Genomic DNA, 24,085 nt, shown 5'->3' on the forward strand with positions numbered 1-24,085 from the left:
GAAAAATGAGTGATAATACAAAACTACCAACCGGTTTAATCTCTTACATCTATAATGTAACTAACGATGAAGCTTTGAAACAACGAGCGACCGATAACTTGGCTGAAGTGATGGCTGAGTTTGATTTAACAGCAGATCAAAAACGCATTATTACTGAAATTTCTTTAGAGACTGGATTGACAGATGATCTGTGGGATCAACTATCTGCAGAACTAAGACCTGAAGTTCAACACACTATCAAAACAATTTGGTAATACATAGGAGCAGCGGGTGATTTTTAGCTTAATCAAGCGTGTATTTTTTGTAGTGAAACTCTGTCAACGGTACAGGAACGATTTAGTTGTTTTACTTTGTAAAATTCTAATGTTATTAACATCAGAAACAGAACAAAAAATAGACCAAAAATTAAGTTAAATTGGTATTTCACCCGCATTCATCATGAAATATAGTAAAAGTGAGCTTTATAGCATTGCACTTGATAGTGAGGTTCAACATCTCAATCGCACAATAACGGAAAAGCTTCAGCCAATTGTAAATGGCATTCCTGAAAATATACATGCAATATGTTTTGAAAAGAGAATTGATCAGTTTGAAGAAGCAGTTGATTTCCTAGTATGCTATTACTGCTCTCCTCATAATTTAGATAGCGTTTTATCTTATATAAACCAAAAACTTCCAAATGAATACGCCCACAGAATAAACAAGTTTATAAAGAGGAGGAAGCTTTCTTCTACTTACAAACCTGTAAACTTAATATGGTTTAGCTTTGACTGGGAAGATGGTCGTTATAGCACAGTTCCAACATTTTGTATAAGTACACAACATTGTCAGTTTTCTGACTTCAGCCTATTAAGCGCATTTATAATTAACGCATCTGAGTTTTTAGCTCCTGAATTTTTAAATAAAACAAAAGAGTTACTTCCTAGTTTAGAGAGTACTAGGATAAACCACTTCAGCTTTACATTTGGACGAAAGGAATTTAGAGCTAAATTCGTTTTTAAATTAGAAACATTGAAACTTCCCGGTTTACTCAAAGATCTAGACTGGAAAGGAAACTTATATCTACTGGAACAGTTATTAAATGCTATTGTTCATGTATCAGATGAAATACAAGTTGGGCTTTCCTATTCAACGGAGTTGTCAGAAAAAATTGAAATTGAACTGCCTTGGATCACAAACCTTGACGAAAATTACCTACATGACAGCTTTTTGAGCGCACTAAGAAAAATAACAGACAAAAAATTAAGCACTAACTTAACTCCTTGGCTCAACCTGAAAGTACAAACTGGTTACTATATAAAAATAACCCTCACATCAACATCTGAATTTAATATCAAATCATATTTATATTCTTCACCTTATAAGAAAAGGAAATAACCATGAAAAGTGTAATAGCGAAGCTCTCTTTACTATTAGTAAGTACTGGTACTTTTGCTACTGAATACAGCATTTTTCCAGATTGGCTAGTCAAAGACGAATGCACATTAACTGAGCCCTTTCCTTTTCCTAGCGACTTGACTCAGCTAAAACCTTACCCTCTTGACGCATACAATAAGTTAGTGAAGTCATGTGAAAAGTTAAAACCCGTAAAACCTTCTGAATCGAAGAAGCTTGACTATTTGGATCATCGTTACGCACTATTTTCATGGTTGAGCTTTATTGCACTAAACAGGCAATTGGACGAAAACTATAAGCTCACACAAAATAATCTAAAAGTGTGTACTGCCGACTCAGGCGCCAACTGCCCGCTTCCACTTTGGATAAACTGGCGTGAAACCGAGACCATTTTCACAGTAGATGCAACGCCTCCGGTAAACTGGGATATATCCAAAAACTTTGCCATGATGCAGCCTTTATCTGCTGTGGAACAAGTTGCGCCTAAAAATGAACCGAAAAAACATGCTATTTTAACCGATCAAAAAAACAATCCTGTTTATTATCAAAAGTTCGTCAGTCCATATGTTTTCAATTTTATTACTAAAAACAAACTATATAGCATAGATGGCCAAATTGAATTCGCGAATAACCCGACTTATAGTTGGGCGTGCAAAAGTCAGCAGGCAAGTAATATGTGTATCAACATGAATACTATTGGCTTTTTAGCTTGTTCCGACAAATCTTCACTACCAACTTGTAACTTGCCACAAAACTTGACAAGTTTTGACCCTAAGCCGCCAGGCCTTGCTATAGAGATAAAGGTAGCTTGGAAATTGCTAGATGAGTCAGATGACCCTAGTAAATATATTCGAGCCAAACTACCCGTAAAGCGCTACAACCAGATACAAAATGGCGAAGCTGGTTCATTTAAAATCGAAGAAAAAGAAGTTGGCGTTGTTGGATTTCATATAATGCAGAAAACTGGCACGTCTAGTAACTGGATTTACGCAACCTTTTCACATCAGAATAATGTTTGGGGCAACTCACCAACATTTTTCAACAAGCAATGCCCAACATGCGCAATCAATCATCCAGTAGGAGGCACTAAGCCTACTCAGGTGGTGCGATTAGAGCAAATATCACCTGTTGTTGAGCAAGTGAACCAGCATATTTCTAAGTTGTTTAAACAAGAAAACGCTGTCCTTCAATATTACAAACTGATTGGTACCCAGTACTCAACTAATAACCGAAGTAAGCCAATGACTGATATTAACGGCCAAGCAAGTGATACGATTGAAACCAAACTCATTAATTATTCGGGAGGAATGCCTCACCCGGTTTATTTGACCAATGAAGTGATTGAGACATTTTTACAACTAGGAAATCAACCTCAAGGTAAAGAAGAAGCGCTTTATTATAAAAGCTCCTCTTGTATGAATTGTCATGCGGCAGGCGGGATCGCAACTGAATGCGATAAGAGTACTGGCAAACCAATATTTACACCACGTACAGCAGATTTCTCTTTTATATATCACGATGCAAAGACACAGTTTAAAAACCAAAACTGTATCAAAGAGGAAAAATCAAATTAAGGTTTTTAACCTGAGGTTCGGGGCTTAGCTACTACAGTTAATGTGTAACCACTAAATACACACCAGTCTATCAAACAGTAAAAGCAAGATAAGCAGTCATGCTATCTTGCTTTTACTTAGAAAAATAAAGCTTAGCGCTGCGCTAATTTCCCTCTTGCTGCATGAAGCTTCTTATAACTTTCAATAAGACGCAGGTGCTTATCCAAACCTTCCAGCTTCATGTTAGTTGGCGTTAAGCCATAGAATTTCACATCGCCATTAATTGAACCAATAACCGCATCCATCACGTCTTTAGAGAACATGCGAGTAAAGTTATGAATGTAATCTTCAATTTCTAGCTCTTCATCCAACGCGACTTCAAGTGTGGCATGCATTGCTTGGTAGAATAAGCCACGCTCAACGGTGTTGTCGTTAAACTGCAAAAAGGTTTCAACTAGTTCAATGGCCGTTTCGATATCGCCAAGCGCTAGATAGATTAAAATCTTAAGCTCAAGAATTGTAAGCTGACCCCACACCGTATTTTCGTCAAACTCAACACCAATTAGGGTGATAATATCGATATAGTTATCAAGCTGGCTGTCTTCTAAGCGCTCGACCAAATTAGCTAATGCCTCGTCATCTAGAGAATGGATGTTGAGAATATCTTCGCGATATTGCAGTGCTTTATTGGTGTTGTCCCAAATCAGATCTTCGGCAGGGTAGACTTCAGAAAAGCCCGGAACCAAAATACGACAAGCGATCCCTAAGTCTGTAAATTCCGCAATATAGGCTTCTTTACCTAACCCTTCCAAAATGCCAAATAACTTATCGCATTCTTCTTCATTAGTGCCTGTAAAATCCCACTCAACAAAATCGTAGTCATGCTTCGCACTAAAGAAGCGCCAAGAGATCACCCCCGTTGAATCGATAAAGTGTTCAACAAAGTTCTCCGGCTCAGATACCGCCATACTGTTAAACGTAGGTTTTGGTACATCGTTTAAGCCTTCAAAACTACGGCCTTGTAACAACTCGGTTAAACTGCGCTCAAGTGCCACTTCGAAGCTTGGATGCGCCCCAAAAGAAGCAAACACACCGCCTGTTTTTGGGTTCATTAGGGTTACACACATTACGGGGAATTGACCGCCAAGAGACGCATCTTTCACCACCACAGGGAAACCCTGCTCTTCAAGCCCTTTGATCCCTTCAACAATACCTGGATATTTAGCAAGTACAGACTCTGGCACGTCAGGGAGCACGATTTCCTGCTCGATGATTTGCTTTTTCACCGCGCGTTCAAAGATCTCAGATAAACACTGCACCTTCGCTTCAAACAGGTTATTACCGGCACTCATACCGTTACTTAGGAATAAATTCTCTATTAGATTTGACGGAAAATACACAGTTTCACCATCAGAATGGCGAGTGTACGGAATAGAACAAATACCGCGCGCTACATTACCTGAATTTGTGTCGATTAGATGTGAACCGCGTAGTTCACCTTCAGGGTCGTAAATTTCACGAGTGTAGTCGTCTAAAATCTCAGTAGGAAGCGCATCATCAGCTTCAGGCTTAAACCACTTTTCGTTCGGGTAGTGAACAAATTCAGCATTTGCGATTTCTTCACCAAAAAACTGATCATTATAAAAGAAGTTGCAATTTAAACGCTCAATAAACTCACCAAGTGCCGAGCAAAGCGCGCTTTCTTTGGTTGCCCCTTTACCATTGGTGAAACACATTGGTGAAGCAGCATCACGAATATGCAAAGACCAGACGTGTGGCACGATATTACGCCATGATGCAACCTCAATCTTCATGCCTAAATCCGACAGGATCTTGGTCATATTTGCGATAGTCTGTTCCAGCGGAAGATCTTTACCTAGGATAAAAGTGCTGTCGCTTTCGCTGGTATCAACCATCAGCATAGCCTGCGAGTCATCTTCAAGGCTTTCAACCGCTTCCACTTGGAATTCAGGTCCTGTTTGGATCACTTTTTTAACAGTACAGCGATCAATTGAGCGCAGGATACCTTGGCGGTCTTTTTCAGAAATGCTTTCCGGAAGCTCCACCTGAATTTTAAAAATTTGGTTATAACGATTTTCAGGATCAACGATGTTGTTTTGCGCCACACGAATTCCATCCGTTGGAATGTCACGCGCATTACAATACACTTTCACAAAGTAAGCTGCACAAAGCGCTGAAGAAGCTAAAAAGTAGTCAAAGGGACTTGGTGCTGAGCCATCGCCTTTATAGCGAATTGGCTGATCTGCAATGACAGAAAAGTCGTCAAATTTGGCATCAATTCTGAGATTGTCGAGGTAATTTACTTTGATTTCCATTGGAAGGTTCCGGTGTGTTGCAATCGAAAACGCCAATTGTACTTGAGGATGCAAAGTGGTGCCAATGGAAGTTTCTGTTTATTCGAGTTGAGTTAATATAAACAAAATCCACAATGTAACCCACCGTAATTGCGCTAACTGGCATTTTACGACACTATAGTCAGTGCTGTAGCTGAGACAGACTCTATTGGCAGGCGAGTGAATATACTCGACAAACAACACTTAAGTCTGACAAGCAACAAAATAACTAGGAAGTACACGCATGACGATTGTGAGCAAAAGCAAACTCGATTTTTACAAAAACAACGGCTTCGTTTTATTTGAACAAACTTTACCCGACACACTGCTGGAAAAACTGAAGCGACTATCTAATGCGCTCGAGAGTAAAGCAAAACAAGCACAGCAAGATGGAAAAATCGCGACTCAATACCATTTATCAAATGAATCAGGTGAGCCAAAACTCTTTCGTTATAATGATTTGCTTTTTGAAGCGCCCGAGTTAATTATCGAACTACTCGCAACACCAGCAATGTTAGCGATCAGTGAACACCTTTGTGGTGTAGGCAGCGTTCCATTGCAATGTGACTTAGTCTGCAAATATCCACATCCCCACCCTCACATAGCTTGGCATCAAGATGCTCCTCATTCTCGTCATTTTGCATATTTAAATGTCGGTATCTATCTTGATGATGCGAATATAGATGACGGGTGCTTACGCTATTTGCCAAATTCCCAACACCAAATTTTGGATATTTATTCTCTCTCGAGCGAATATGGCTGGAACATTCCAGGGGTTGTACAGCAACCAGCTAAAGCCGGAGATATCTTAGTTCAAGACATGATGGTTTTACATGGCTCTGAGCCGAAACGCAGTGAAGGTCCGAGAAGGACAATATATGTAGAGCTTCGGCCACTTGCAGGTGTCAATGAGAATCAAAGTAGTGAATGGGCTGAGCTTAGAAAGCAGTGGATGGCGCACGTTATTCAGGCTGCAGACCCAGAAGACGTACCTGAGAATTGGCTAGCCGTTTATGGTGAACCCAATTATGATTTGAATACGCTAGTAGAGCGTATCAAACAGAAACGAGAGGCGGTGATCCCAGCAGTTTGGGCACCGAAAATTGTTGAGCACCCAGACTATCCTACACCCGCCGACCTACGTTAGTCTGCATGAAGTAATTGTCACCGCTTATCGATGACAATTACCTCTGACCATACTGTGTTTGAAATTTTCTCTCACTTCACCTTAGCTAAAATCAAAAACACGATTTACTTCAATGCCATAGCACACTTCTTCAAACCTAAATCGTTTCATTGTTATCCCTTGGGCTTGGTCGAGGTTTACCGCCCCATGCTTTTCGTAAAAGCGTCTTGCTTGTTGGTTTTGTTCATAGATCCAGGTGTAAGCGCTTTGACAACCCAGCTCGTAAAGCTTTAACAAGCGTGCTTTCAACAGCGCCCTACCGAGCCCGCGGTTTTGGTGACTTGGTAAAATGTAACCACGATAAAGCTCGCCAGCATTCGTTCTCGATACTTTTTGGCTAACCGGGTTATACATTCGGCGATAAATCCCAGCAGCGCCGCAGCCTAATATTTTCCTGCCATCAGTCACAAGCAATGCTGTTTGGGTTGTCGAATTTTTGATAATCTCAAACCAAATAGTTGCAAAAAATTCGACGTTTCCCCTTTTTAGCACGTGCTCTGGTAAAAACCCGCTAAAGGCCGCTTGCCAGCTCACTTTGGTCACAAACGCCATTTCCTCTATATCTGCGGTGCTAGCAGTCTTTATGGTGATTTTTTCTGGCAGGTTAAATACGTCAACAAATGCCTTTTCATCTAACTCAGTGATATCCATATAAACACTCAGAAGCTCTTTTAAGTAACAATTAACACATTATTGTTACAACTTGTGATTTATACAAATATTTATTCCAACTTCCTTCTTGCTTGGATATTTACGTTTTTCACAAGGCCGACCACTATCAAAATTTATACCCAAATTGATAAATATCATCTAGGAAAAGCTCCTCAGCCAATTTTAACGCTAAATCAGAGTAGTAATGACGGTAGTGCCTACTTGATGCTTGATTATAATAAGGTAAATAATAATCTTTGCTCCCCAACTTCCTTAAAATTCGCTTACTGTCTTTTTGATAGTTTTCAAAGCGGCAAATTTCATTAACGAGTGAATTTCCCAAATGGTCAGATAACTGGGACCATTGACTCCACGCTATTCCGCCGTGCTGCTCTGCAACCATCTCTTGTACAAATAGTTCAAACCTCTCTTTCTCTGCATAATGATGCTTCTCAGATACCGCTTCTGAGTGTAGACTTTTACCTTTCTCTAATAGTGAATACCAAGAAACGAGTCTTTCCCATGGGTTACGTACAAAAGCAAATTTAAACGTACTCTCAAACGCTTCCGGCAATGCTGCTCTAGCCTCTAGAAGCGATGCATGCTGGCTGCATATCATCCTTAGGTCTGGCGCCGTTTGCCTGAGGACACTACATAACGACGTACCGCCAGTGCGGCTAATATGGCAGAACAAAAAATTGTACTTTTTAGAATAAAACATAAGCCTCAATCATTTCAGACTACAAAATGCATTTTCTTCACTTTGTTAAAGCATCCTTGGTCAAGAATAACTACAAAGTCGAAATCAGGTCTCGCTGACTCACCTTACCAAGTTTAAGCTGTTCGTAAGAATGATAGATAGCCTTTTTGCTATCTTGCAGTCGCTGGGTAATGTCTTCACCTTCAAGTAGCGCCGCTTGCGCGGCTTCTAGCCTATCTTGCGTATCAGTAATAATTGCTGTTAATTTTGCTTTATCTGATCTAATTAGCGTACTGTCCTGCTCGACTTTTTGCTCAAGCATAGTTAACAACTCTGAGCGTACAGTTACCGTTTTATACTCTTTAAAGTCCAATCCCAGATGATTAAATAACAGTGCTTGGTTCATCTCTTCTGGTGCAATTTCTACTTCAATTGGCATCTCTACAATGTTCGTCATCATTTCACGATACATCTCGATGTTATATTCGCGGCTGCCTATTTTGTGATTCGAACTCACCAGAGCTTCATGGGCTAGCTTTTCAGCTTGCTCAAAATGCTTGGTAAGGTAGGTCGATTGGGTGTTGTTCGGGGCTTTTTCTTGAACGGCCTTTGCGGCTTCCATAAACGAAGGTGTACCTGAACTTTTTGCCACTGAATTAGAAATGTCTTGATCGCTCACAGCATTATTGTTCTTTCGACTATAAAGATCGTTCGAACCATACATTTGTGAATAAGGTGAATTTTGAATGTACATACTCGCTCCTTGGTGCATTGGCTGTTCTAGTACAGCAATAAGTGCGCCAAGGAAGCGTTATTAACCTGATCTCGGGTTAGTTAGAGTCCTAGGAGTCTTTTAACCAATTTTTCGATGTAATCGGGTTTTACCAAACCAAAGTTTGCCGTTCAAGCGCTTAATATTACTGCGCTTGAGGCAAACTTTTTCCGCTATCGATTAATTAACCTGAGCTTCGGATAATTAATGCCTTTCTAGCAGCCAATTTTAGCGCTAACTGCGTTGAATTCACTTCCAATAGCCAGCTATTGGTGCGTAAATTCGTCTAGTTATCCCTAAAACTCTCTGGCTAGATAAGGGGATAATTTAATGTGTGTTTAAAAACAATTAGTTAGTTCATTCCTTATCCAAACCTCAGGTTAATTATTAACTTTCTCACGCCAACGGATCATCAACATATACACTACAGGTAACACCACTAAGGTAAGTAATAGTGCGCTTGCCATGCCGCCTACCATAGGCGCGGCGATGCGGCTCATTACCTCAGAACCTTTGCCCGAACCGTAAAGGATTGGCAATAACCCGATAATAATTGTTGCCACCGTCATCATGACTGGACGAATGCGTTTGCCCGCACCTTCTAAAATGGCATTATTAATGGCTTCAAGGGTTATGATCGGTTGTTTCTCCTTAAGCTCGCTGATGGCTTGGTTGAGATACACGAGCATGATAACGCCTATTTCAACGGCAACACCAGCAAGCGCTATAAAACCAACGCCAACTGCGACCGAAAAGTTAAACCCCTCAAGGTATAGCAGCCACAGTCCACCAATCATCGCCATAGGTAACGTCGCCATGATAATTGCCACTTCGCTAAAGCTTCTAAAGTTCAAATAGAGTAAAACGATAATGATCCCAAGCGTGAGCGGCACCACATAAGTCAATTTAGCTTTAGCACGCTCCATATATTCGTATTGACCAGCCCAACTGATGGAATAACCTGCAGGTAACTCCAACTGCTCGCTCAGTACTTGTTTAGCGGCTGCCACATAGCTGCCAACATCGACACCATCTAAATCAATAAACGTCCAACCATTAATGCGAGCGTTCTCGCTTTTAATGCCCGGTGGCCCATTTTCAATATAGATAGTTGCCACATCACCTAGGGCAATATTTAATCCCTCGGCGGTGACTATAGGAAGCTTCCGCAGTGCTTCTGGAGAATCGCGTAAGTCTTGCGGGTAGCGCAAACTAACCGGATAGCGCTCTTGTCCTTCAATGGTTTGCGTGACGTCCATTCCACCAATTGCAGTTGCGACCACTTGCTGTACATCAGCAATATTGAGCCCAAATCGCGCGGCTTTATCACGTTGAATATCGACCTTAATATAACGCCCCCAGCTACCCGCTCTGAATAGACCGAAGCGGTGCCCTCTACCTGACTCAAAATACGTTCAATATCTTGACCAATCTTTTGGATAGTATCTAAATCTGGACCCGCGACTTTAATCCCGACAGGCGTTTTAATCCCCGTCGCGAGCATATCAATACGCGTTTTGATGGGCATCACCCAAGCATTGGTCAAGCCCGGAAACTGCACTAGCTTATCGAGTTCCGCTTTGAGCTTTTCAGTGGTCACTCCCTCACGCCACTGATCTTTAGGTTTTAATTGAATAAAGGTCTCAATCATCGTCAACGGGGCAGGATCGGTTGCGGTTTCCGCGCGACCAATTTTACCAAAGACATTTTTTACCTCAGGCACCGTCGCTATCAATTTGTCGGTTTGCTGTAAAATTTCTCTGGCTTTACCAATCGAAATACTTGGATATGTAGTCGGCATGTACATTAAATCCCCTTCATCCAAAGGTGGGATAAACTCGCTGCCGATTTTATCCATTGGATAAAAGCCAACGACAGTAATAGCAGCAGCAGCCAACAACGTCAGCTTAGGAAAGCGTAAAACTTGTTTCAACAAGGGCATATACGCGCCAACCAACATTCGATTGATTGGATTTTTATGCTCGGGCACAACTTTACCGCGAATAAAGTATCCCATCAGCACAGGAATAAGCGTAATGGCAAGCCCTGCCGATGCGGCCATCGCATACGTTTTAGTGTATGCCAGAGGGGCAAACATACGCCCTTCTTGCGCCTCAAGAATAAACACAGGTAAGAAGCTTACGGTAATAATAAGCAAACTAAAGAACAGCGCAGGACCAACCTCAGAAGCCGACTTTGCGACGATTTCCCAGCGATTTTCATCATTGAGTGGCGTTTTTTCCATGTGTTTATGCATGTTTTCAATCATCACGATTGCACCGTCGGTCATCGCCCCGATAGCAATGGCTATGCCACCAAGGGACATGATATTTGCGTTCACCCCTTGAAAATACATCACGATAAAAGCCACCAGAATGCCAAGTGGCAAAGTGATCACCGCAACCACGGAAGAGCGAATATGAAATAAGAACACCACACACACTAAGGCCACCACCACCAGCTCTTCAAGTAACTTAGACCAAAGATTATCAATGGCTTTGGTGATAAGCTCGGAGCGATCGTAAACCGTCACCACTTCCACCCCTTCAGGTAAGCCTTGTTGTAGCTCAGCAAGTTTTTGCTTTACCCCATCTATGGTCTTTTGCGCGTTTTCTCCAAAGCGCATGACTACAACACCGCCAACAACTTCTCCTTCGCCGTTAAGCTCAGCAATGCCACGACGCATTTGCGGTCCAATATTGACAGACGCAACATCTGCTATCGTTAATGGCGTGCCTTTGACAGCTTGCCCAAGTGGGATAGCTTCAATATCTTTAACGCTTTGAATATATCCCGTACTTGTCACCATATATTCGGCTTCAGCCATCTCAATCACAGAAGCGCCCGATTCTTGGTTACCCCGCTGCAGCGCCTGCTGTACATGCGTAAGCGGAATACCGTAAGCGCGCAATTTGTTGGGATCAACCTGCACTTGATACTGTTTCACCATACCACCAATCGGCGCGACTTCTGACACGCCGGCAACCGATTGCAGCTCAAACTTTAAAAACCAATCTTGTAAGCTGCGTAGCTGGCTAATATCGTGTCTACCGGTTTTATCAACTAATGCATAAAGATACACCCAACCCACCCCAGTGGCATCAGGGCCCAACTGCGGTTTTGCCGCATCGGGTAATTGTGGTGCGACTTGACTTAGGTATTCAAGAACACGACTGCGCGCCCAGTAAAGATCCGTTTTATCGTCAAAAATAACGTAAACATAGGAATCCCCAAAGAAGGAATAACCACGTACGGTTTTTGCGCCCGGCACAGAGAGCATGGCGGTGGTCAGCGGAAATGTCACCTGATCTTGCACCACTTGTGGTGCCTGTCCAGGATAAGGTGTTTTGACAATAACTTGTACATCAGACAAATCTGGAATGGCATCGACAGGCGTGTTTTTAAGGGTAAATAGCCCAGCCCCCACCAGCATAAGTGTCAGCAGTACCACAAAAAAGCGGTTGTATACTGACCAGTGAATTATTGCTTGGATCATTGTAAATGCTCCTTAGTGGCCAGAGTGCATATTCATCGACATCTCGCCTGCAGGTTTGATATCAGTCACCACAAATTCGTCACCCACTTCAAAGGTGAAAGTCACCTTCATTCCTGTCATAAGCTGGCTTAAATCAATGTGCTCAGCTGCAACAAAGTCCATCGTTGTTGCGGGACGGTCCCATTTTTCAATGGCGTCGCGAGAAATATTAAGCACTCGGGTGTCAGGGGTGATGGTGTTTATCACGCCAACCACGGTTGCTGTTGGTAAGGTATTTTCGGTCGTACTTCCTTCGGACATAATGTGAATGCCTGTCAGTAATACGCTACCGTCATCCTGTTTCGTGGCTTCAAAATGCAAAGTCTGTCCAGCGTTTAATTCGTCAACATCGACACTTTCAGCCACGGTAAAATCCATCACCATTTCAGGCCATTCCCACTCGGGTACGGGTTGATGATCGATATTCACTACTCGACTTTGGTAGTTCACGCTTTGAATTTCTCCTTCAATCCAAACTGACTTAGCCTCAGCAACTGGCGCCATACGCATAAAATCAGAAGTAATGCTCGATTGAGAATCAATCAGGAATTGGGCTGACGTAACAATCTTGTCTCCTTCGTTAAGGCCTTTGAGGATTTCAATGTTTTCATCACCAATTTGACCCAGTTCAACGGCAACCGATTTAAAGCTACCGGGTGCAACTTCAACGACAACACGATTTTGTTTGGCAGTGCGGATCACAGCTTCACTCGGCACTTGCAATACATCGTCACGAGAATCGGCATGAATGTTCACTTGCGCAAACATATTTGGCTTTAATAGCGCATCACTGTTGTCAAACCTGAGCCTTACTCTAAGTGTCCGTGTTTTTTCATTGAGTGAGGGGTAGACGTAATCGACTTGCCCTCGCCACGTTCTGCCGGGTAAAAAGTCTAACCTCATGGAAACCGCTTGTCCCTGAGCGACCAACATAGCATCACGTTCAAATACATCAGCTTCGACCCAAATTTCGTCAAGTTTGGCGATACTCATGAGCGTTGTGCCTGGTTTTACGTAAAACCCTTCTCGGATCTGGAGTCCATCCAACACCCCAGATTGACGCGCATAAAAGGTAATGCTTTGATGCACTTCACCCGTTTTTTTAAGCGTATTGATAAAGTCATCACTCAGGTGCAATGCCTTGAGCCTTTCATGCGCTGCGTTTATCAGCGCCTGATTATTACGCTTTCTAGCAATAAGGTATTCTTCTTGCGCATTAACCAGTTGCGGCGAGTACAAGGTATACAGTGGTTCACCTTGCTTCACCGGATCTCCTGCTGCTTTCACGTAGAGCTTTTCAACCCAGCCCTCAACTCGAGGATGAATGTGAACTAAGCTATCTTCGTTGTACTGAACATACCCAACCGTACGGATTTGGTGAGACATCGCTTGACGCATGGCCACCGCAGTACGAACGCCCAAGTTGTTTTCAACGTGAGGCGCTATCTCCACAACCCCCTCACCAAATTTTGTATTCGCAGACTCTTCTTCGTACACAGGTACGAGATCCATTCCCATCGGAGACTTACCTGGCTTATCACGACGATAGTTCGGATCCATAGGTGCAACCCAATAAAGTGGCGCTTTCTCAGCGTTTTGCGCTACCGCAGACTCGTTACTTGAAGAGAGATTTATCCCAACTAGCACGCCTGCCGTTAATGTCGTGACGGCAACCAGCGTCATTTTTAAGTTGTTATTCATGGCTTGCATCCTCTTCAATTTGAGCCAAATAGTAGTTACTGCGTACCACCGCTTTTAACAATGCAATATCAATGGAAAGTGCTGATAACTGCGCATTCAGTTTCGCGATACGCGCCCTCACTACCTCGGAAAAGTCGCCATCATCATTGGTATAAGCAGTCAACGCAGCTTCGGCCTGTTCAGCGCTTTGTGCCACAATTGATTTTGCGTATAGCGATTGCCTCTCTTGCAATCGTTGGATAGTTTGAATTTCTCCATTTAAGTTTGAAAACAGCTGCTTTAGCACCAGCAACCGGTCGGTTTTACTCGCCTCAACTTGTGCAGTCGCTGCCGCTTTTTGCTGATCTTGTTTTCCATCTGTGAATAACGGAACGTCGAATGACACACCAACGCTAAAAAAGTCGGTGCGAGACATCTGATCTGGTGCATCATCCCGATACGCGTAACTCGCATTGACTGAAAACTGTGGTTTATATGCCTGCTCAGCTAACTTTACCCCTTGATTAGCACGGAATGTATCAACGTCGGCTGCAACAACCAACGGGTGATGAGTCAAATGTTGTACTACAGCTTGGCTATCAACTGGGCGTTGCTGCATCAATTTTGGCGCAATTGAGCGGATCAACGGCAGTGTCACTTCGTTTTGGTCAAGGACACTCAGCGCATTTGAATTAGTGAATTCATCATTTAACAGCCATTGCGAAAGCTTTGCCTTAGCAGTGTTAAGCTGCTGATAAGCCGCGGAACGCTTGTCATCTAATTGCATCACCTCAAGCTGAGCACGGATCACATCTTGCTGGCGTGTAGCACCAAGCGCATTGGAGTAGCTAGCATTGGCAATTTCTACCATTTGGTCAAACAACACACTATCGCGTTCAATCAATTCTAACGTCTTTTTGGCTTGTACAATATCAAGCCACACCTGAGAAACATCGCGGCGCACTTGCGCTTTTCTATCCGCTTGTAAAATCGGTTGCTTTTTAGCGTCAAGTGCCAATTGTTGGCTCTTAATTTCGAGGCTATCTCCTCGCGGCAACATCTGCATCACACCAACTTTAAGCTGGGTCATCCCCTCTTGATTAAACTCCCAACTATCAACAGGCAGGTTCATCATGCCTATGGACACCTGAGGATCAGGATAGCTTAGTGCTTCTCGGCTCATCGACTGCATCGCAGATCGCTTGTATTGGCTAGATTGAAGCCAAGGATCGTTGCTGATGGCTGCATCTATCGCTTGCTCTAACGTTGCAATATTGGCCTGTGCTATCTGTGGCAGTATCAGAGTTGCAATAAACAGGGAAACTTTGATTGTCATTAGAATTGCTCCTCATAACTGTCAATTTGAGCAAAAACCTCATAGCTCCCATCTTTTTTGAGTAGTAATACTTGATAAGGCATAAAACGCTCGCCAACTTCCATACCGGGCGATCCAAGTGGCATCGCAGGCACACTCAAGCCGATGTTTTGTATGTCTTGAGTTAACGTTTCGTTTTGCAAAAACAGTTTAATAAACTTGGCAGGAACATGCCCTTCAAAAATAAAGCCACTTTTAGAAACCCCAGTGTGGCAAGATTGATAATTTTGCTTAATACCAAACTTACTCTTAAGTGAGCCAAGATAATTTAAATCGGTGGCTTTGTGCGCGATACCTTGTGCAGTTAAATGGTTTAACCACAGTTCACAACAGCCGCAGGTTGGGGACTTAAAGACTTCCAATTCTATATTAGATTTACCATATGCCATGGCGCTCATAAGCCATAGCGTCATCACTAAATAAAACTTTTTCATGCTAACCTCGCATGTAATACCTATTGCGTTACTGCAACTGGTATCAATCAATTCGTTGAAAATTACGCCAAAAAAGACGATTAATCGTACAAAACTTTGAAATTAAGGCAGATCTGCCCTGAGGTTAGGCAAGTATTGGGGTTTATAAAGAGAGCGAGGGTAGTCGCTAAGCTGACCAGTTGTGAAACTTAATTTATCGTTTTTCAGTACAATAGGCGCTATCCACTCTCTTGGCGAAAACGCTGCAAGATTTGTAGAGCACATATGTGTAGGGCAAGTACAATCGCTGCATTGTGCTGTGTTCTGCGGGTCACAGCAATCCATTTCAATCATCATTTCATGGTGATGAGGATCAGCCAATTGCACGTCACTTTGAAGCATTTGATGAGATGTTTTATGACTTGCAGTACCATGCATTTCACATGCTGCCATGGAGGCAGCCGTGTTTTGACCACTGAGTGTAGCCACCACGAGCAATGTGATAAGTAAACGTAAGAATACTCGCAAGGTACTTTTCCAAATCAAAAATCAGATTAATAATAAAAACCTAACCAAAGAAATGCAAGTAAATCACCCAACCTCGTTATTATTTTCTTTCATCATTGATATACTAGCGCCCAAATCTAAAAAACTCCTCCAACTCAAGGAAATGAACTATATGAAATTAGTTACAGTAGCAACTATTTTAGCTTTGGCAGCATCTTGCAACGTCAGTGCTACAGATTTCGGAGACTTTGGTATCTCTATATATGGTGGCAAAACTTATAGCAGTGATATCGAAACTTCTCGCCACCAAAATTATGAATTAGAAGACGATTCGCATTTTGGAGTGAGCGTAGACAAATATGTGCCTGAAGGCCGTTATGGTTTCTACTACAGTAAAACCGAGACTCAGCTTACCGCATACCCTCTAAATAAAGTGGAAATGGAATACCTACTATTTCAAACTGCAGTACTACGCCCTATCAATGATGATTTAGATGTTTATCTAGGTTTACAAATTGGTGCTACCTTCATGGATCCAAACTTTATCGACTCTGACACTTTTTTTGCATCAGGGTTATACACGGGTTTTGAATACAACCTTGGTGCAGGTTTTCATCTCGGTGCTGAAGCACGATGGATTGCAACTATCCTTAACAACAACTCTAAAGTCAGTTGTGATGTCGACCCAGACACCAAAAATACCTGTAGCTGGCACTTCGACAGTGAGGTAATGAGCCAATATCAAGCGAGTGCAACATTAAGTTATCGCTTTTCACTGTAATTATTACGAGCGGGTTTTAGTATACAGTAAAACTCAACAACCCCTGGTAAGTCTCTGTACAATAAAGTCAGCAAAAACACTTACTTTTGCAGGAATATGGCGAGTAGCTGGGTATAGCATCCACAGCTCGCCAGAATAATTCGTTTCAAATTGCCATTCTGGTAATACCTGTATCAACTCCCCTGACGCTAACGCATCTTTAGCTACAAACATAGGTAAGCTTGTGATCCCAAGCCCTTGCAGCGCAGCATCTAACCTTACTCTAGTGTGATTTGCCTTATAGCGCCCGTTAACTGGGATTGTGTGTTTTTGTGTGCCTTTTCTGAATCGCCACTTAGCATCGGCATCCGTTTCCCCCAAAGCAATGCAGCTGTGTTGTATTAGTTCTTTAGGGTGAGTAGGAATTGAGTGTGTTGCAAGATATTTTGGTGATGCCGCTACTATATGTTCTATCGTCATTACGCTTCTGCCTATTAAACCCTGCGGTGGTTCGTTAGTAATTTTAAATAGAATGTCTATTTCATCTCGGATCAGGTCCAGTGCGTTGTCATCCAACACCAAATGAACATCAATGTTTGGAAGTTCGCCTAGAAACGCCATTACACTTGGATGAATTAGTGTATGTGCGACCGCTTTTGGCGCTGCAATTTTAACTGTTCCTTGTGCCGTTTGGTGATGGCTTTCACAAAGCGAGATGACGTCTTTGGCGGCTTGTTCCAACTGAGTACAGCGCTCATACACAGCTCGTCCTGTTTCGCTCAATCTTAAGCTGCGGGTGGTACGCTGAAGTAAACACACCCCCAATTGCTGCTCAAGTTGTTTTATGGCACGACTCACTGATGACGGCGAGACACCTAATTGCCGAGCGCTTTCAGAAAAACTTCCAGTGTTGACAACAGAGACAAAAATCGACATTTCTTGCAGTAGCTCAATATGTTTACTGGTCGCCATAGCTCTCCCATTTGTGCGCTCTATGCAAAAGTTATTTCTATTTTTAGATTATTATCTTCTCAGGAGAATGAAAATACAATGTTCTCAATTATTCAATATTATATTGGGAGCTTATTATGGTGCAGTATTGGCCAGAGTTTTTGTCATTAGCCATCATTCATTTTGTTGCAGTGATCTTGCCGGGCCCCGACTTTGTTATTACAGTCAGACAGAGCTTAAAATACGGCAGACTACATGGCGCAATGACAGCCTTGGGGATTGGCGCTGGACTTAGTGTTCATATCTTATATACCTTACTTGGTGTCGGCGCACTGATGCAGGCCTCACCTTGGGTTTTACAAGTAGCTAAATTAATCGGCGCTACGTATCTTATCTACATCGCTATTCAACTGCTCAAAAGTGCAGGAACGATTCAACTGGATACAGAAAATGCCCAAGCTGATGTAAGCTCACAGTCGCTCAAAAAAGCCTTTAGTCTTGGTTTTTTAACTAATGCAACCAACCCAAAAGCAACCCTGTTTTTCTTAGCCGTGGTAACCAATGTCGTCAGCCAAGGAACTCCGTTACATATTCAACTTTTTTACGGCGCTTGGATGTGCAGTGTTAACGCTTTATGGTTTATCTGTGTCAGCTTATTATTCTCAGCTCCATCTTCTCGCGCTTGGTTCTTGAACAAGATGAACTTGGTTGAAAAGGCACTTGCTGTGTTGCTTATGGCCTTCTCATTAAGGCTGTTGATTGCTTAACACAAGAATGCTGAATAAGGGTTTCCGCATCATGCGTTAGGCCTCATTCAATCACTAAGATATGGATATTAGGGCATCAACGCTTCCCACCAGCTGCTACTTGATAGCGTTTCTGAAAGCGTCAATACTTCACCCACAACAGGTGTTACCAGTGCTACTTGATTTTGCTCAGCTGCGATTTTCACTCTTGCGAGCGGATCAAACCAAGAGTGAAAGGCCAAGTCAAAAGTACCATTATGAATGGGGATCATATGCGTTCCTCGCAGATCTATATGAGCTTGTACGCTTTGCTCTGGTGTCATGTGAATATCAGACCAATCTTTATCATAGGCACCGGTCTCTACTAAGGTTAGATCAAACGGGCCAAGTCTTTCACCTATTTCCTTAAATCCAGCAAAATAACCAGAGTCTCCACTAAAAAAGATATTTTTGTCTGCTGTGCGAATAGCCCACGCTCCCCAAAGGGTTTTATTTGCATCTCCAAGTCCACGTCCAGAAAAATGCTGAGTAGGTGTAAAAGTGAGTGTTAACTCAGCGGTTTCTTCAAACTGCCACCAGTCAAACTGCTTTATTTTCTCGGCGGGAACTCCCCACTTTTGCAAATCACCTTCTACACCCAAAGGTACATAAAATGCCCCCACTCTGTCTGCTAATCGCTTTACGCTTTCCTTGTCTAGGTGGTCGTAATGGTTATGTGAAATCAGCACCTTATCAATTTGAGACAATGATTCAATAGTAATCGGTGGTTGATGAAAACGTTTTGGACCAATAAATGAAAACGGCGATGCTCGTTCAGCAAAAACGGGATCAATCAGAAGATACTGCCCTTGCGCTTTAATGAGTACTGATGAGTGTCCCAGTTTAATAACGTGAGTTTGCGTATCTGAAAGTGCCTTTAAATTCGCCTCTGTGAGCTCTTTTATTGGCATATCAACCTTCGGCACCGCATTGACTTTTTGTTCGGTAAAAAAGCGCCAAAAAATTTCCAGCGTCTTACCTAGGCTCGTTTTTTTCGTTTCATGAGTATTATGAAATTTACCATCACTATATTGGGTTGATGAATACCCACCTTGATTTACCGCAGCATTTAAATTAGAAACCATAACTCCCCCTACTCCTATCAGCAAGACCACAATCAAGCCAAACCATGTTCGCTTTTTCATACAACCACCAAAAGTAAACTACACAGTGTAGTTTACACATCAAGAATAGAAAGTAAACTAAGCAGTGTAATTTATTTTAGTTTTGCTAAAATGCGGAGTATCCATTTGTTGATATTCCCTTGCCTGTAATAGATAAAATGAAACAATCAGAAAGAAAGCGACTGCAAATTCTAGAGGCTGCCCAACAGTTATTTGCTCAGCACGGTGCTCAAAATACCAGTATGGATCTCATCGCAAAGCACGCTGAAGTGTCTAAACGAACGATCTATAATCACTTTGAGACCAAAGAGCTACTACTGTATAACGTACTTGAACACATGATGCTTCAGGTTGACCAAGGTGATATTTATCAATATCGACCCGATGTCTCGATTGCAAAACAACTTCAAGAAATCGCTTTACGAGAAGTCAATCTGCTCACCTCTGAATCATTTATCAAAGTGGCTCGCGTGGCATTTATCGAGTTGTTGCAAAATCCTACATTGGCTGCGCATTTCAATAACAGTAAAGTAGGTTGTATGCGTTATTTAGAAACGTTTTTAGCCGATGCTGTCGCTAACAATGCACTGTATATCGAACATCAGGCATTCGCAGCACAACAGTTCTTATATCAACTCAAGTCTTTTATCTTTTACCCACGGCTTTATGGATTTGATCTCACAAATATGGAGGAAATGGACTTTATTGTAGAGCAAAGCGTTGCGCTTTTTATGGCGAGATATGGGACTGAACAACGCGCCCAAGATTAATGATAAGGTATGCTAATACGAGGATTTAAATAAATTTCATACCAACTTGCATAAGGCTATATTTCAAACAAAAAGCTTCCCTGATATAGTTATCCACGCTAGCAAGAGTAAGGAAATCAGATGAGCGAATTAATTGCAATTGGTAAAAACATTTGGATCCACAACGGCCCCGCGGTACCATTCTTTGGCATGCCGTACACTACCCGAAGCACTATAGTAAAGCTTTCCTCTGGCGCATTATGGGTGCACTCTCCTGGAAAATTAACGGCAGGATTACTCCGTGAATTGACGCAACTTGGGCAAGTCAAATATCTAATTTCTCCAAATAAACTACACCACCTATTTATGGGAGATTGGCAGGAAAAGTTCCCACATGCGATTATGTTTGCTTCTCCAGGTGTCGACAAAAAACGGCCTGATCTTACTTTTCAGCGCCAACTGGGCGACATGGCAGAACCCGAGTGGCAAGGAGATATTGAGCAACTCATTTTTAAAGGCAGCGCGGTGATGGAAGAAGTCGTATTCTTCCACAAAGAGAGCAGTACATTAATTTTGACAGATCTTATCGAGAACTTTCACCCTAATCACTTCTCCGGTTTTAAAAAAGTATTAGCGAAAATCACCGGGATTATTAGCCCTAACGGTAAAACCCCCATAGACTGGCGAACTTCGTTTATGTTTGGGAAGCAGCAAGCCCGAGCCTGTTTTTCAAAAATGGCCGCATGGCAACCCCAATATATTGTTATTGCCCATGGTGAATGCATTACAACAGGCGCTGGGGCATTTTTACATCGCTCATTTTCTTGGCTGGGTATCAATAAGGCCGCGTAAGGCGCAGAACAAATAGCAGTATATAAAAAGCGCTGTCACTTTACTGAACAGCGCTTTCTTTACTTAACCTAAAATTACATACCAGCAGGGTATGTATAACTTGCTTGTAGACCTAGCGGAATACCAAGCATCCAATAGATCAATAAGAAGATGCTCCAACCAATCAAAAAGGCAATTGAGTAAGGCAACATCATCGCTATCAAAGTACCTATCCCGGTCGACTTAACGTATTTCTGGCAGTAAACCACAACCAACGGGAAGTAAGGCATAAGCGGCGTGATTATATTTGAGCCGGAATCACCAACACGATAAGCCGCTTGTGTTAAATCTGGTGAAATACCCAATTGCATTAACATCGGAACAAAAATCGGCCCCAACAACGCCCACTTCGCAGAGCTTGACCCTACAAATAGGTTTACAAATGCGGTGAGGAAGATAATACCAACCACGGTAACATAGCTTGGCAGCGCCAATGCTTTTAATATTTGGGCCCCTTCAATAGCAAGCAGTGCGCCCAAATTTGAATGGCTGAAGGCACTGATAAAAAGTGCACAGAAAAACGCCATAACAATATAGTAAGACATGCTATTCATGGCTTTAGTCATGGCATCAATCATGTCTTTTGAAGTTTTGAACGTACCAACAACGAAACCGTATACCGCACCTGGGATCCAAAACAGTAGGAAAATAAGTGGCACAATTGATTGCATTAACGGTGCACTAAAATCAGTTAAAGCACCCGACGGACTGCGTAGTGCTGAATCTTCACCGCTTGATGCATAAACCAATAACGCGATACCTGCTAACATCACCATAGACGCCACCACAAAGCCCTTCTTTTCTTTGCTTGTGATCTCATCAAACGAAGGCAAACTATCAGTATCGCCGTCAATTTCTGTCGCTTTTAGTCTTGGCTCTATGATTTTATCGGTGATATACCAACCTAATAAAATAATGAATAAACTCGATGCTGAAGTGAAAAACCAGTTATTTAGCGGGTTAATCGCGATTTCTGGATCGATGATCTGCGCTGCACTTTGGGTAAAGCTTTGTAGCAACGGATCGATACCAGAAGGAATAAAGTTCGCGCTAAATCCGCCGCTTACACCAGCAAATGCCGCAGCAATACCCGCAAGAGGATGTCTTCCCATCGCATAGAAAATAACACCAGCAAGCGGAATAACTAACACGTATCCAGCGTCTGTCGCCGTGTGGCTTACAATTGCGATAAGAATAATAGAAGGAGTTAGTAGTGCTTGAGGCGTGCGTTTAAGCATGATTTTAAGGCCAGTATTAATATAGCCAGAATGTTCAGCGACACCCACACCTAGCATAGCAACTAGCACCACGCCTAATGGCGCAAATCCCGTGAAGGTTTTTACCATCGTTGCCATAAATCCGGCAAGCGCATTTGGGTCTAATAAATTGTGAACGACAATCGCCTGATTGGTTCTTGGATCAATAGCGCTAAACTCTACGCCTGAAAATAACCAAGATAGCAGCCAAATCAGCAACATTGCTGATAAGAAAATGATTGCAGGATCAGGGAGTTTATTCCCCACCCGCTCAATCCCGTTTAAAAAACGGGTGATCGCAGAGTTTTGCGAGTTCGCTTGTTGTGTTTCGTGCATACCATTGCCCTAAGAAAAAAATTGCTTAACCATAACTTAATATTTACATGTTAAGCAAGAAAACGTGCCTATTGACGAGACACTTTGCTGAATTAGTAGCCGACTTGGTATTTTTTTGTCTCAAGTCAGTGTTCAATAAAGAATTTACGCTATGCTTTTTATATGTCTGAAATTAAGGATTTTTAGATGATAGATCTAGACGACAAAGTGTTAGCTGACGTCAAACATGGTTTCAATTTACCACCTAAACCTGCGCTGATAAGCGAATTGCAAGCAGCACTTGCTACAGCAGATCCAGATCTGAACGACATCGCTTCTATTATCGCTCATGATGTCAGCACCTCAGCCGCGGTGCTAAAAATCATCAACTCGCCCCTATACGGCTTGGCAAGAACGGTCACTGATGTAAAACAGGCTGTCGTCTTTCTAGGTCTAGACTCTATTAGTAAGCTGGTGACCGGCTTTTTGCTCAAACAAACCTTTGACCAACGTAAATGTTGTATCAGTTTGGAGCGGTTTTGGGATAACGCTTCAGACATCGCGGATAGTATCATGGTGATTGGTAATAAACTTAAATCGCGTGTTCCTATCGAAAACTTGCACTTACTAGGCTTATTTCACGACGCAGGGATTGCCGCTATGGCAGTAAATTACCCCGATTATATGGAAACGCTCATTGCCGCTAACAAAGATTATGACAAGCTGTTAGTCGAACACGAAGAAGAAAAGTACGAGACCAATCACGCTATTATCGGCTACTTCCTCGCGGCTTCCTGGAACTTGCCACAAAGTATTTGTCAGATGATTTTATGCCATCATGACCCCGAGTTTTTGGGGAACTGTAAAGATGAAGAACAGAAATTAGCTTTCTCTGCTCTAAAAATGGCGGAAAATTTTGTACATATCAATAAACGTTTTGTTGCAGCGCCTGATTGGCACTTAATGAAAGCGGATGTATTGAAGGTTTTAAATTTAGATGAAGATGATTATCAGGACATCAAAGAAGACCTAGATGAATACTTCTTAGAGCAGGATGGGGTAAGCAACTAGTTATCTCACACTCAACACCGCCTGTGAAATGCGACTCAACGACACTGTTGCGGCAATTCTTA

General features: G+C 42.4%; 20 protein-coding genes and 1 pseudogene. 9 read left to right on the plus strand and 12 right to left on the minus strand.

What is annotated here, in order from left to right:
• Positions 1 to 5 precede the first annotated feature (5 nt).
• The 3 genes from GSF13_RS01440 (at position 6) to GSF13_RS01450 (ending at position 2,969) form a co-directional block, all read left to right on the plus strand.
• Positions 6 to 254 carry a hypothetical protein gene (locus GSF13_RS01440; RefSeq protein WP_010605248.1) on the plus strand — a complete coding sequence of 83 codons (249 nt, stop codon included), beginning with the start codon at positions 6 to 8 and terminating at the stop codon, positions 252 to 254.
• A gap of 184 nt (positions 255 to 438) precedes the next feature.
• Complete coding sequence (locus GSF13_RS01445) at positions 439 to 1,377, plus strand: hypothetical protein (RefSeq protein ID WP_211865758.1); 939 nt, start codon at positions 439 to 441, stop codon at positions 1,375 to 1,377.
• Positions 1,378 to 1,379: 2 nt separating this feature from the next.
• Positions 1,380 to 2,969, plus strand: coding sequence for a hypothetical protein (locus GSF13_RS01450; protein WP_102057929.1), 1,590 nt, complete (start codon positions 1,380 to 1,382; stop codon positions 2,967 to 2,969).
• A gap of 131 nt (positions 2,970 to 3,100) precedes the next feature.
• Here the strand turns inward: GSF13_RS01450 and GSF13_RS01455 are convergent, their stop codons facing one another.
• A complete protein-coding gene (locus GSF13_RS01455) occupies positions 3,101 to 5,284 on the minus strand; it encodes an OsmC domain/YcaO domain-containing protein (RefSeq protein WP_211865760.1) in 2,184 nt (727 codons plus the stop codon).
• Positions 5,285 to 5,546: 262 nt separating this feature from the next.
• Between GSF13_RS01455 and GSF13_RS01460 the strand changes: the two genes are divergently transcribed.
• The gene (locus GSF13_RS01460) at positions 5,547 to 6,449 is read left to right on the plus strand and encodes a phytanoyl-CoA dioxygenase family protein (RefSeq protein WP_211865762.1); all 903 of its coding nucleotides are present in this window, start codon (positions 5,547 to 5,549) and stop codon (positions 6,447 to 6,449) included.
• An 81-nt stretch (positions 6,450 to 6,530) separates the two neighbouring features.
• Here the strand turns inward: GSF13_RS01460 and GSF13_RS01465 are convergent, their stop codons facing one another.
• From GSF13_RS01465 to GSF13_RS01500, 8 genes and pseudogenes are all read right to left on the minus strand, one after another.
• On the minus strand, positions 6,531 to 7,139 hold the full coding sequence (locus GSF13_RS01465) for a GNAT family N-acetyltransferase (RefSeq protein ID WP_211865764.1): 609 nt from the start codon (positions 7,137 to 7,139) through the stop codon (positions 6,531 to 6,533).
• Between the two features lie 127 nt (positions 7,140 to 7,266).
• The gene (locus GSF13_RS01470) at positions 7,267 to 7,860 is read right to left on the minus strand and encodes a sulfotransferase family 2 domain-containing protein (RefSeq protein ID WP_102057926.1); all 594 of its coding nucleotides are present in this window, start codon (positions 7,858 to 7,860) and stop codon (positions 7,267 to 7,269) included.
• 70 nt (positions 7,861 to 7,930) lie between these two features.
• Positions 7,931 to 8,593: a hypothetical protein gene (locus GSF13_RS01475; protein ID WP_211865766.1), complete on the minus strand. Its 663-nt coding sequence runs from the start codon at positions 8,591 to 8,593 to the stop codon at positions 7,931 to 7,933.
• Positions 8,594 to 8,991: 398 nt separating this feature from the next.
• Positions 8,992 to 12,107: pseudogene (locus GSF13_RS01480) on the minus strand (CusA/CzcA family heavy metal efflux RND transporter).
• Between the two features lie 12 nt (positions 12,108 to 12,119).
• Positions 12,120 to 13,847 carry an efflux RND transporter periplasmic adaptor subunit gene (locus GSF13_RS01485; RefSeq protein WP_211865768.1) on the minus strand — a complete coding sequence of 576 codons (1,728 nt, stop codon included), beginning with the start codon at positions 13,845 to 13,847 and terminating at the stop codon, positions 12,120 to 12,122.
• On the minus strand, positions 13,840 to 15,162 hold the full coding sequence (locus GSF13_RS01490; RefSeq protein WP_211865770.1) for a TolC family protein: 1,323 nt from the start codon (positions 15,160 to 15,162) through the stop codon (positions 13,840 to 13,842). Before GSF13_RS01490 ends, GSF13_RS01485 begins: the two co-directional genes overlap by 8 nt.
• Positions 15,162 to 15,635, minus strand: a complete 474-nt coding sequence (locus tag GSF13_RS01495; RefSeq protein ID WP_211865772.1) for a DUF411 domain-containing protein — start codon at positions 15,633 to 15,635, stop codon at positions 15,162 to 15,164. Before GSF13_RS01495 ends, GSF13_RS01490 begins: the two co-directional genes overlap by 1 nt.
• A 102-nt stretch (positions 15,636 to 15,737) precedes the next feature.
• Positions 15,738 to 16,142: a hypothetical protein gene (locus tag GSF13_RS01500; protein ID WP_249122660.1), complete on the minus strand. Its 405-nt coding sequence runs from the start codon at positions 16,140 to 16,142 to the stop codon at positions 15,738 to 15,740.
• 151 nt (positions 16,143 to 16,293) lie between these two features.
• On the opposite strand from GSF13_RS01500, the gene GSF13_RS01505 reads away from it, so the two are divergent.
• Complete coding sequence (locus GSF13_RS01505) at positions 16,294 to 16,902, plus strand: outer membrane beta-barrel protein (protein ID WP_010605235.1); 609 nt, start codon at positions 16,294 to 16,296, stop codon at positions 16,900 to 16,902.
• A 33-nt stretch (positions 16,903 to 16,935) separates the two neighbouring features.
• On the opposite strand, the gene GSF13_RS01510 is transcribed toward GSF13_RS01505, so the two are convergent.
• Positions 16,936 to 17,853 carry a LysR family transcriptional regulator gene (locus GSF13_RS01510; RefSeq protein WP_211865776.1) on the minus strand — a complete coding sequence of 306 codons (918 nt, stop codon included), beginning with the start codon at positions 17,851 to 17,853 and terminating at the stop codon, positions 16,936 to 16,938.
• Positions 17,854 to 17,969: 116 nt separating this feature from the next.
• Between GSF13_RS01510 and GSF13_RS01515 the strand changes: the two genes are divergently transcribed.
• Positions 17,970 to 18,599, plus strand: coding sequence for a LysE family translocator (locus GSF13_RS01515; RefSeq protein ID WP_211865778.1), 630 nt, complete (start codon positions 17,970 to 17,972; stop codon positions 18,597 to 18,599).
• A 68-nt stretch (positions 18,600 to 18,667) separates the two neighbouring features.
• Here the strand turns inward: GSF13_RS01515 and GSF13_RS01520 are convergent, their stop codons facing one another.
• Entirely contained in the window at positions 18,668 to 19,702 is a 1,035-nt protein-coding gene (locus GSF13_RS01520) for an MBL fold metallo-hydrolase (protein ID WP_211865934.1), read from the minus strand.
• 197 nt (positions 19,703 to 19,899) lie between these two features.
• On the opposite strand from GSF13_RS01520, the gene GSF13_RS01525 reads away from it, so the two are divergent.
• Complete coding sequence (locus GSF13_RS01525; RefSeq protein WP_102058609.1) at positions 19,900 to 20,511, plus strand: TetR/AcrR family transcriptional regulator; 612 nt, start codon at positions 19,900 to 19,902, stop codon at positions 20,509 to 20,511.
• Positions 20,512 to 20,631: 120 nt separating this feature from the next.
• Positions 20,632 to 21,342, plus strand: a complete 711-nt coding sequence (locus tag GSF13_RS01530) for a DUF4336 domain-containing protein (protein WP_206471888.1) — start codon at positions 20,632 to 20,634, stop codon at positions 21,340 to 21,342.
• 74 nt (positions 21,343 to 21,416) lie between these two features.
• Here the strand turns inward: GSF13_RS01530 and GSF13_RS01535 are convergent, their stop codons facing one another.
• Positions 21,417 to 22,973, minus strand: coding sequence for an AbgT family transporter (locus tag GSF13_RS01535; RefSeq protein WP_010605229.1), 1,557 nt, complete (start codon positions 22,971 to 22,973; stop codon positions 21,417 to 21,419).
• Between the two features lie 186 nt (positions 22,974 to 23,159).
• Here GSF13_RS01535 and GSF13_RS01540 point away from each other — a divergent pair, with 186 nt between their 5' ends.
• A complete protein-coding gene (locus GSF13_RS01540) occupies positions 23,160 to 24,023 on the plus strand; it encodes an HDOD domain-containing protein (RefSeq protein WP_010605228.1) in 864 nt (287 codons plus the stop codon).
• Positions 24,024 to 24,085: the final 62 nt, after the last annotated feature.

It is taken from the genome of Pseudoalteromonas sp. M8, assembly GCF_018141365.1.
GTDB lineage: Bacteria > Pseudomonadota > Gammaproteobacteria > Enterobacterales > Alteromonadaceae > Pseudoalteromonas.

Bases quoted from the DNA above. Each gene is read 5' to 3' on its own strand.
- GSF13_RS01440 (WP_010605248.1), top strand. From the start codon at position 6: ATGAGTGATAATACAAAACTACCAACCGGTTTAATCTCTTACATCTAT.
- GSF13_RS01445 (WP_211865758.1), top strand. From the start codon at position 439: ATGAAATATAGTAAAAGTGAGCTTTATAGCATTGCACTTGATAGTGAG.
- GSF13_RS01450 (WP_102057929.1), top strand. From the start codon at position 1,380: ATGAAAAGTGTAATAGCGAAGCTCTCTTTACTATTAGTAAGTACTGGT.
- GSF13_RS01455 (WP_211865760.1), bottom strand. From the start codon at position 5,284: ATGGAAATCAAAGTAAATTACCTCGACAATCTCAGAATTGATGCCAAA.
- GSF13_RS01460 (WP_211865762.1), top strand. From the start codon at position 5,547: ATGACGATTGTGAGCAAAAGCAAACTCGATTTTTACAAAAACAACGGC.
- GSF13_RS01465 (WP_211865764.1), bottom strand. From the start codon at position 7,139: ATGGATATCACTGAGTTAGATGAAAAGGCATTTGTTGACGTATTTAAC.
- GSF13_RS01470 (WP_102057926.1), bottom strand. From the start codon at position 7,860: ATGTTTTATTCTAAAAAGTACAATTTTTTGTTCTGCCATATTAGCCGC.
- GSF13_RS01475 (WP_211865766.1), bottom strand. From the start codon at position 8,593: ATGTACATTCAAAATTCACCTTATTCACAAATGTATGGTTCGAACGAT.
- GSF13_RS01485 (WP_211865768.1), bottom strand. From the start codon at position 13,847: ATGAATAACAACTTAAAAATGACGCTGGTTGCCGTCACGACATTAACG.
- GSF13_RS01490 (WP_211865770.1), bottom strand. From the start codon at position 15,162: ATGACAATCAAAGTTTCCCTGTTTATTGCAACTCTGATACTGCCACAG.
- GSF13_RS01495 (WP_211865772.1), bottom strand. From the start codon at position 15,635: ATGAAAAAGTTTTATTTAGTGATGACGCTATGGCTTATGAGCGCCATG.
- GSF13_RS01505 (WP_010605235.1), top strand. From the start codon at position 16,294: ATGAAATTAGTTACAGTAGCAACTATTTTAGCTTTGGCAGCATCTTGC.
- GSF13_RS01510 (WP_211865776.1), bottom strand. From the start codon at position 17,853: ATGGCGACCAGTAAACATATTGAGCTACTGCAAGAAATGTCGATTTTT.
- GSF13_RS01515 (WP_211865778.1), top strand. From the start codon at position 17,970: ATGGTGCAGTATTGGCCAGAGTTTTTGTCATTAGCCATCATTCATTTT.
- GSF13_RS01520 (WP_211865934.1), bottom strand. From the start codon at position 19,702: ATGGTTTCTAATTTAAATGCTGCGGTAAATCAAGGTGGGTATTCATCA.
- GSF13_RS01525 (WP_102058609.1), top strand. From the start codon at position 19,900: ATGAAACAATCAGAAAGAAAGCGACTGCAAATTCTAGAGGCTGCCCAA.
- GSF13_RS01530 (WP_206471888.1), top strand. From the start codon at position 20,632: ATGAGCGAATTAATTGCAATTGGTAAAAACATTTGGATCCACAACGGC.
- GSF13_RS01535 (WP_010605229.1), bottom strand. From the start codon at position 22,973: ATGCACGAAACACAACAAGCGAACTCGCAAAACTCTGCGATCACCCGT.
- GSF13_RS01540 (WP_010605228.1), top strand. From the start codon at position 23,160: ATGATAGATCTAGACGACAAAGTGTTAGCTGACGTCAAACATGGTTTC.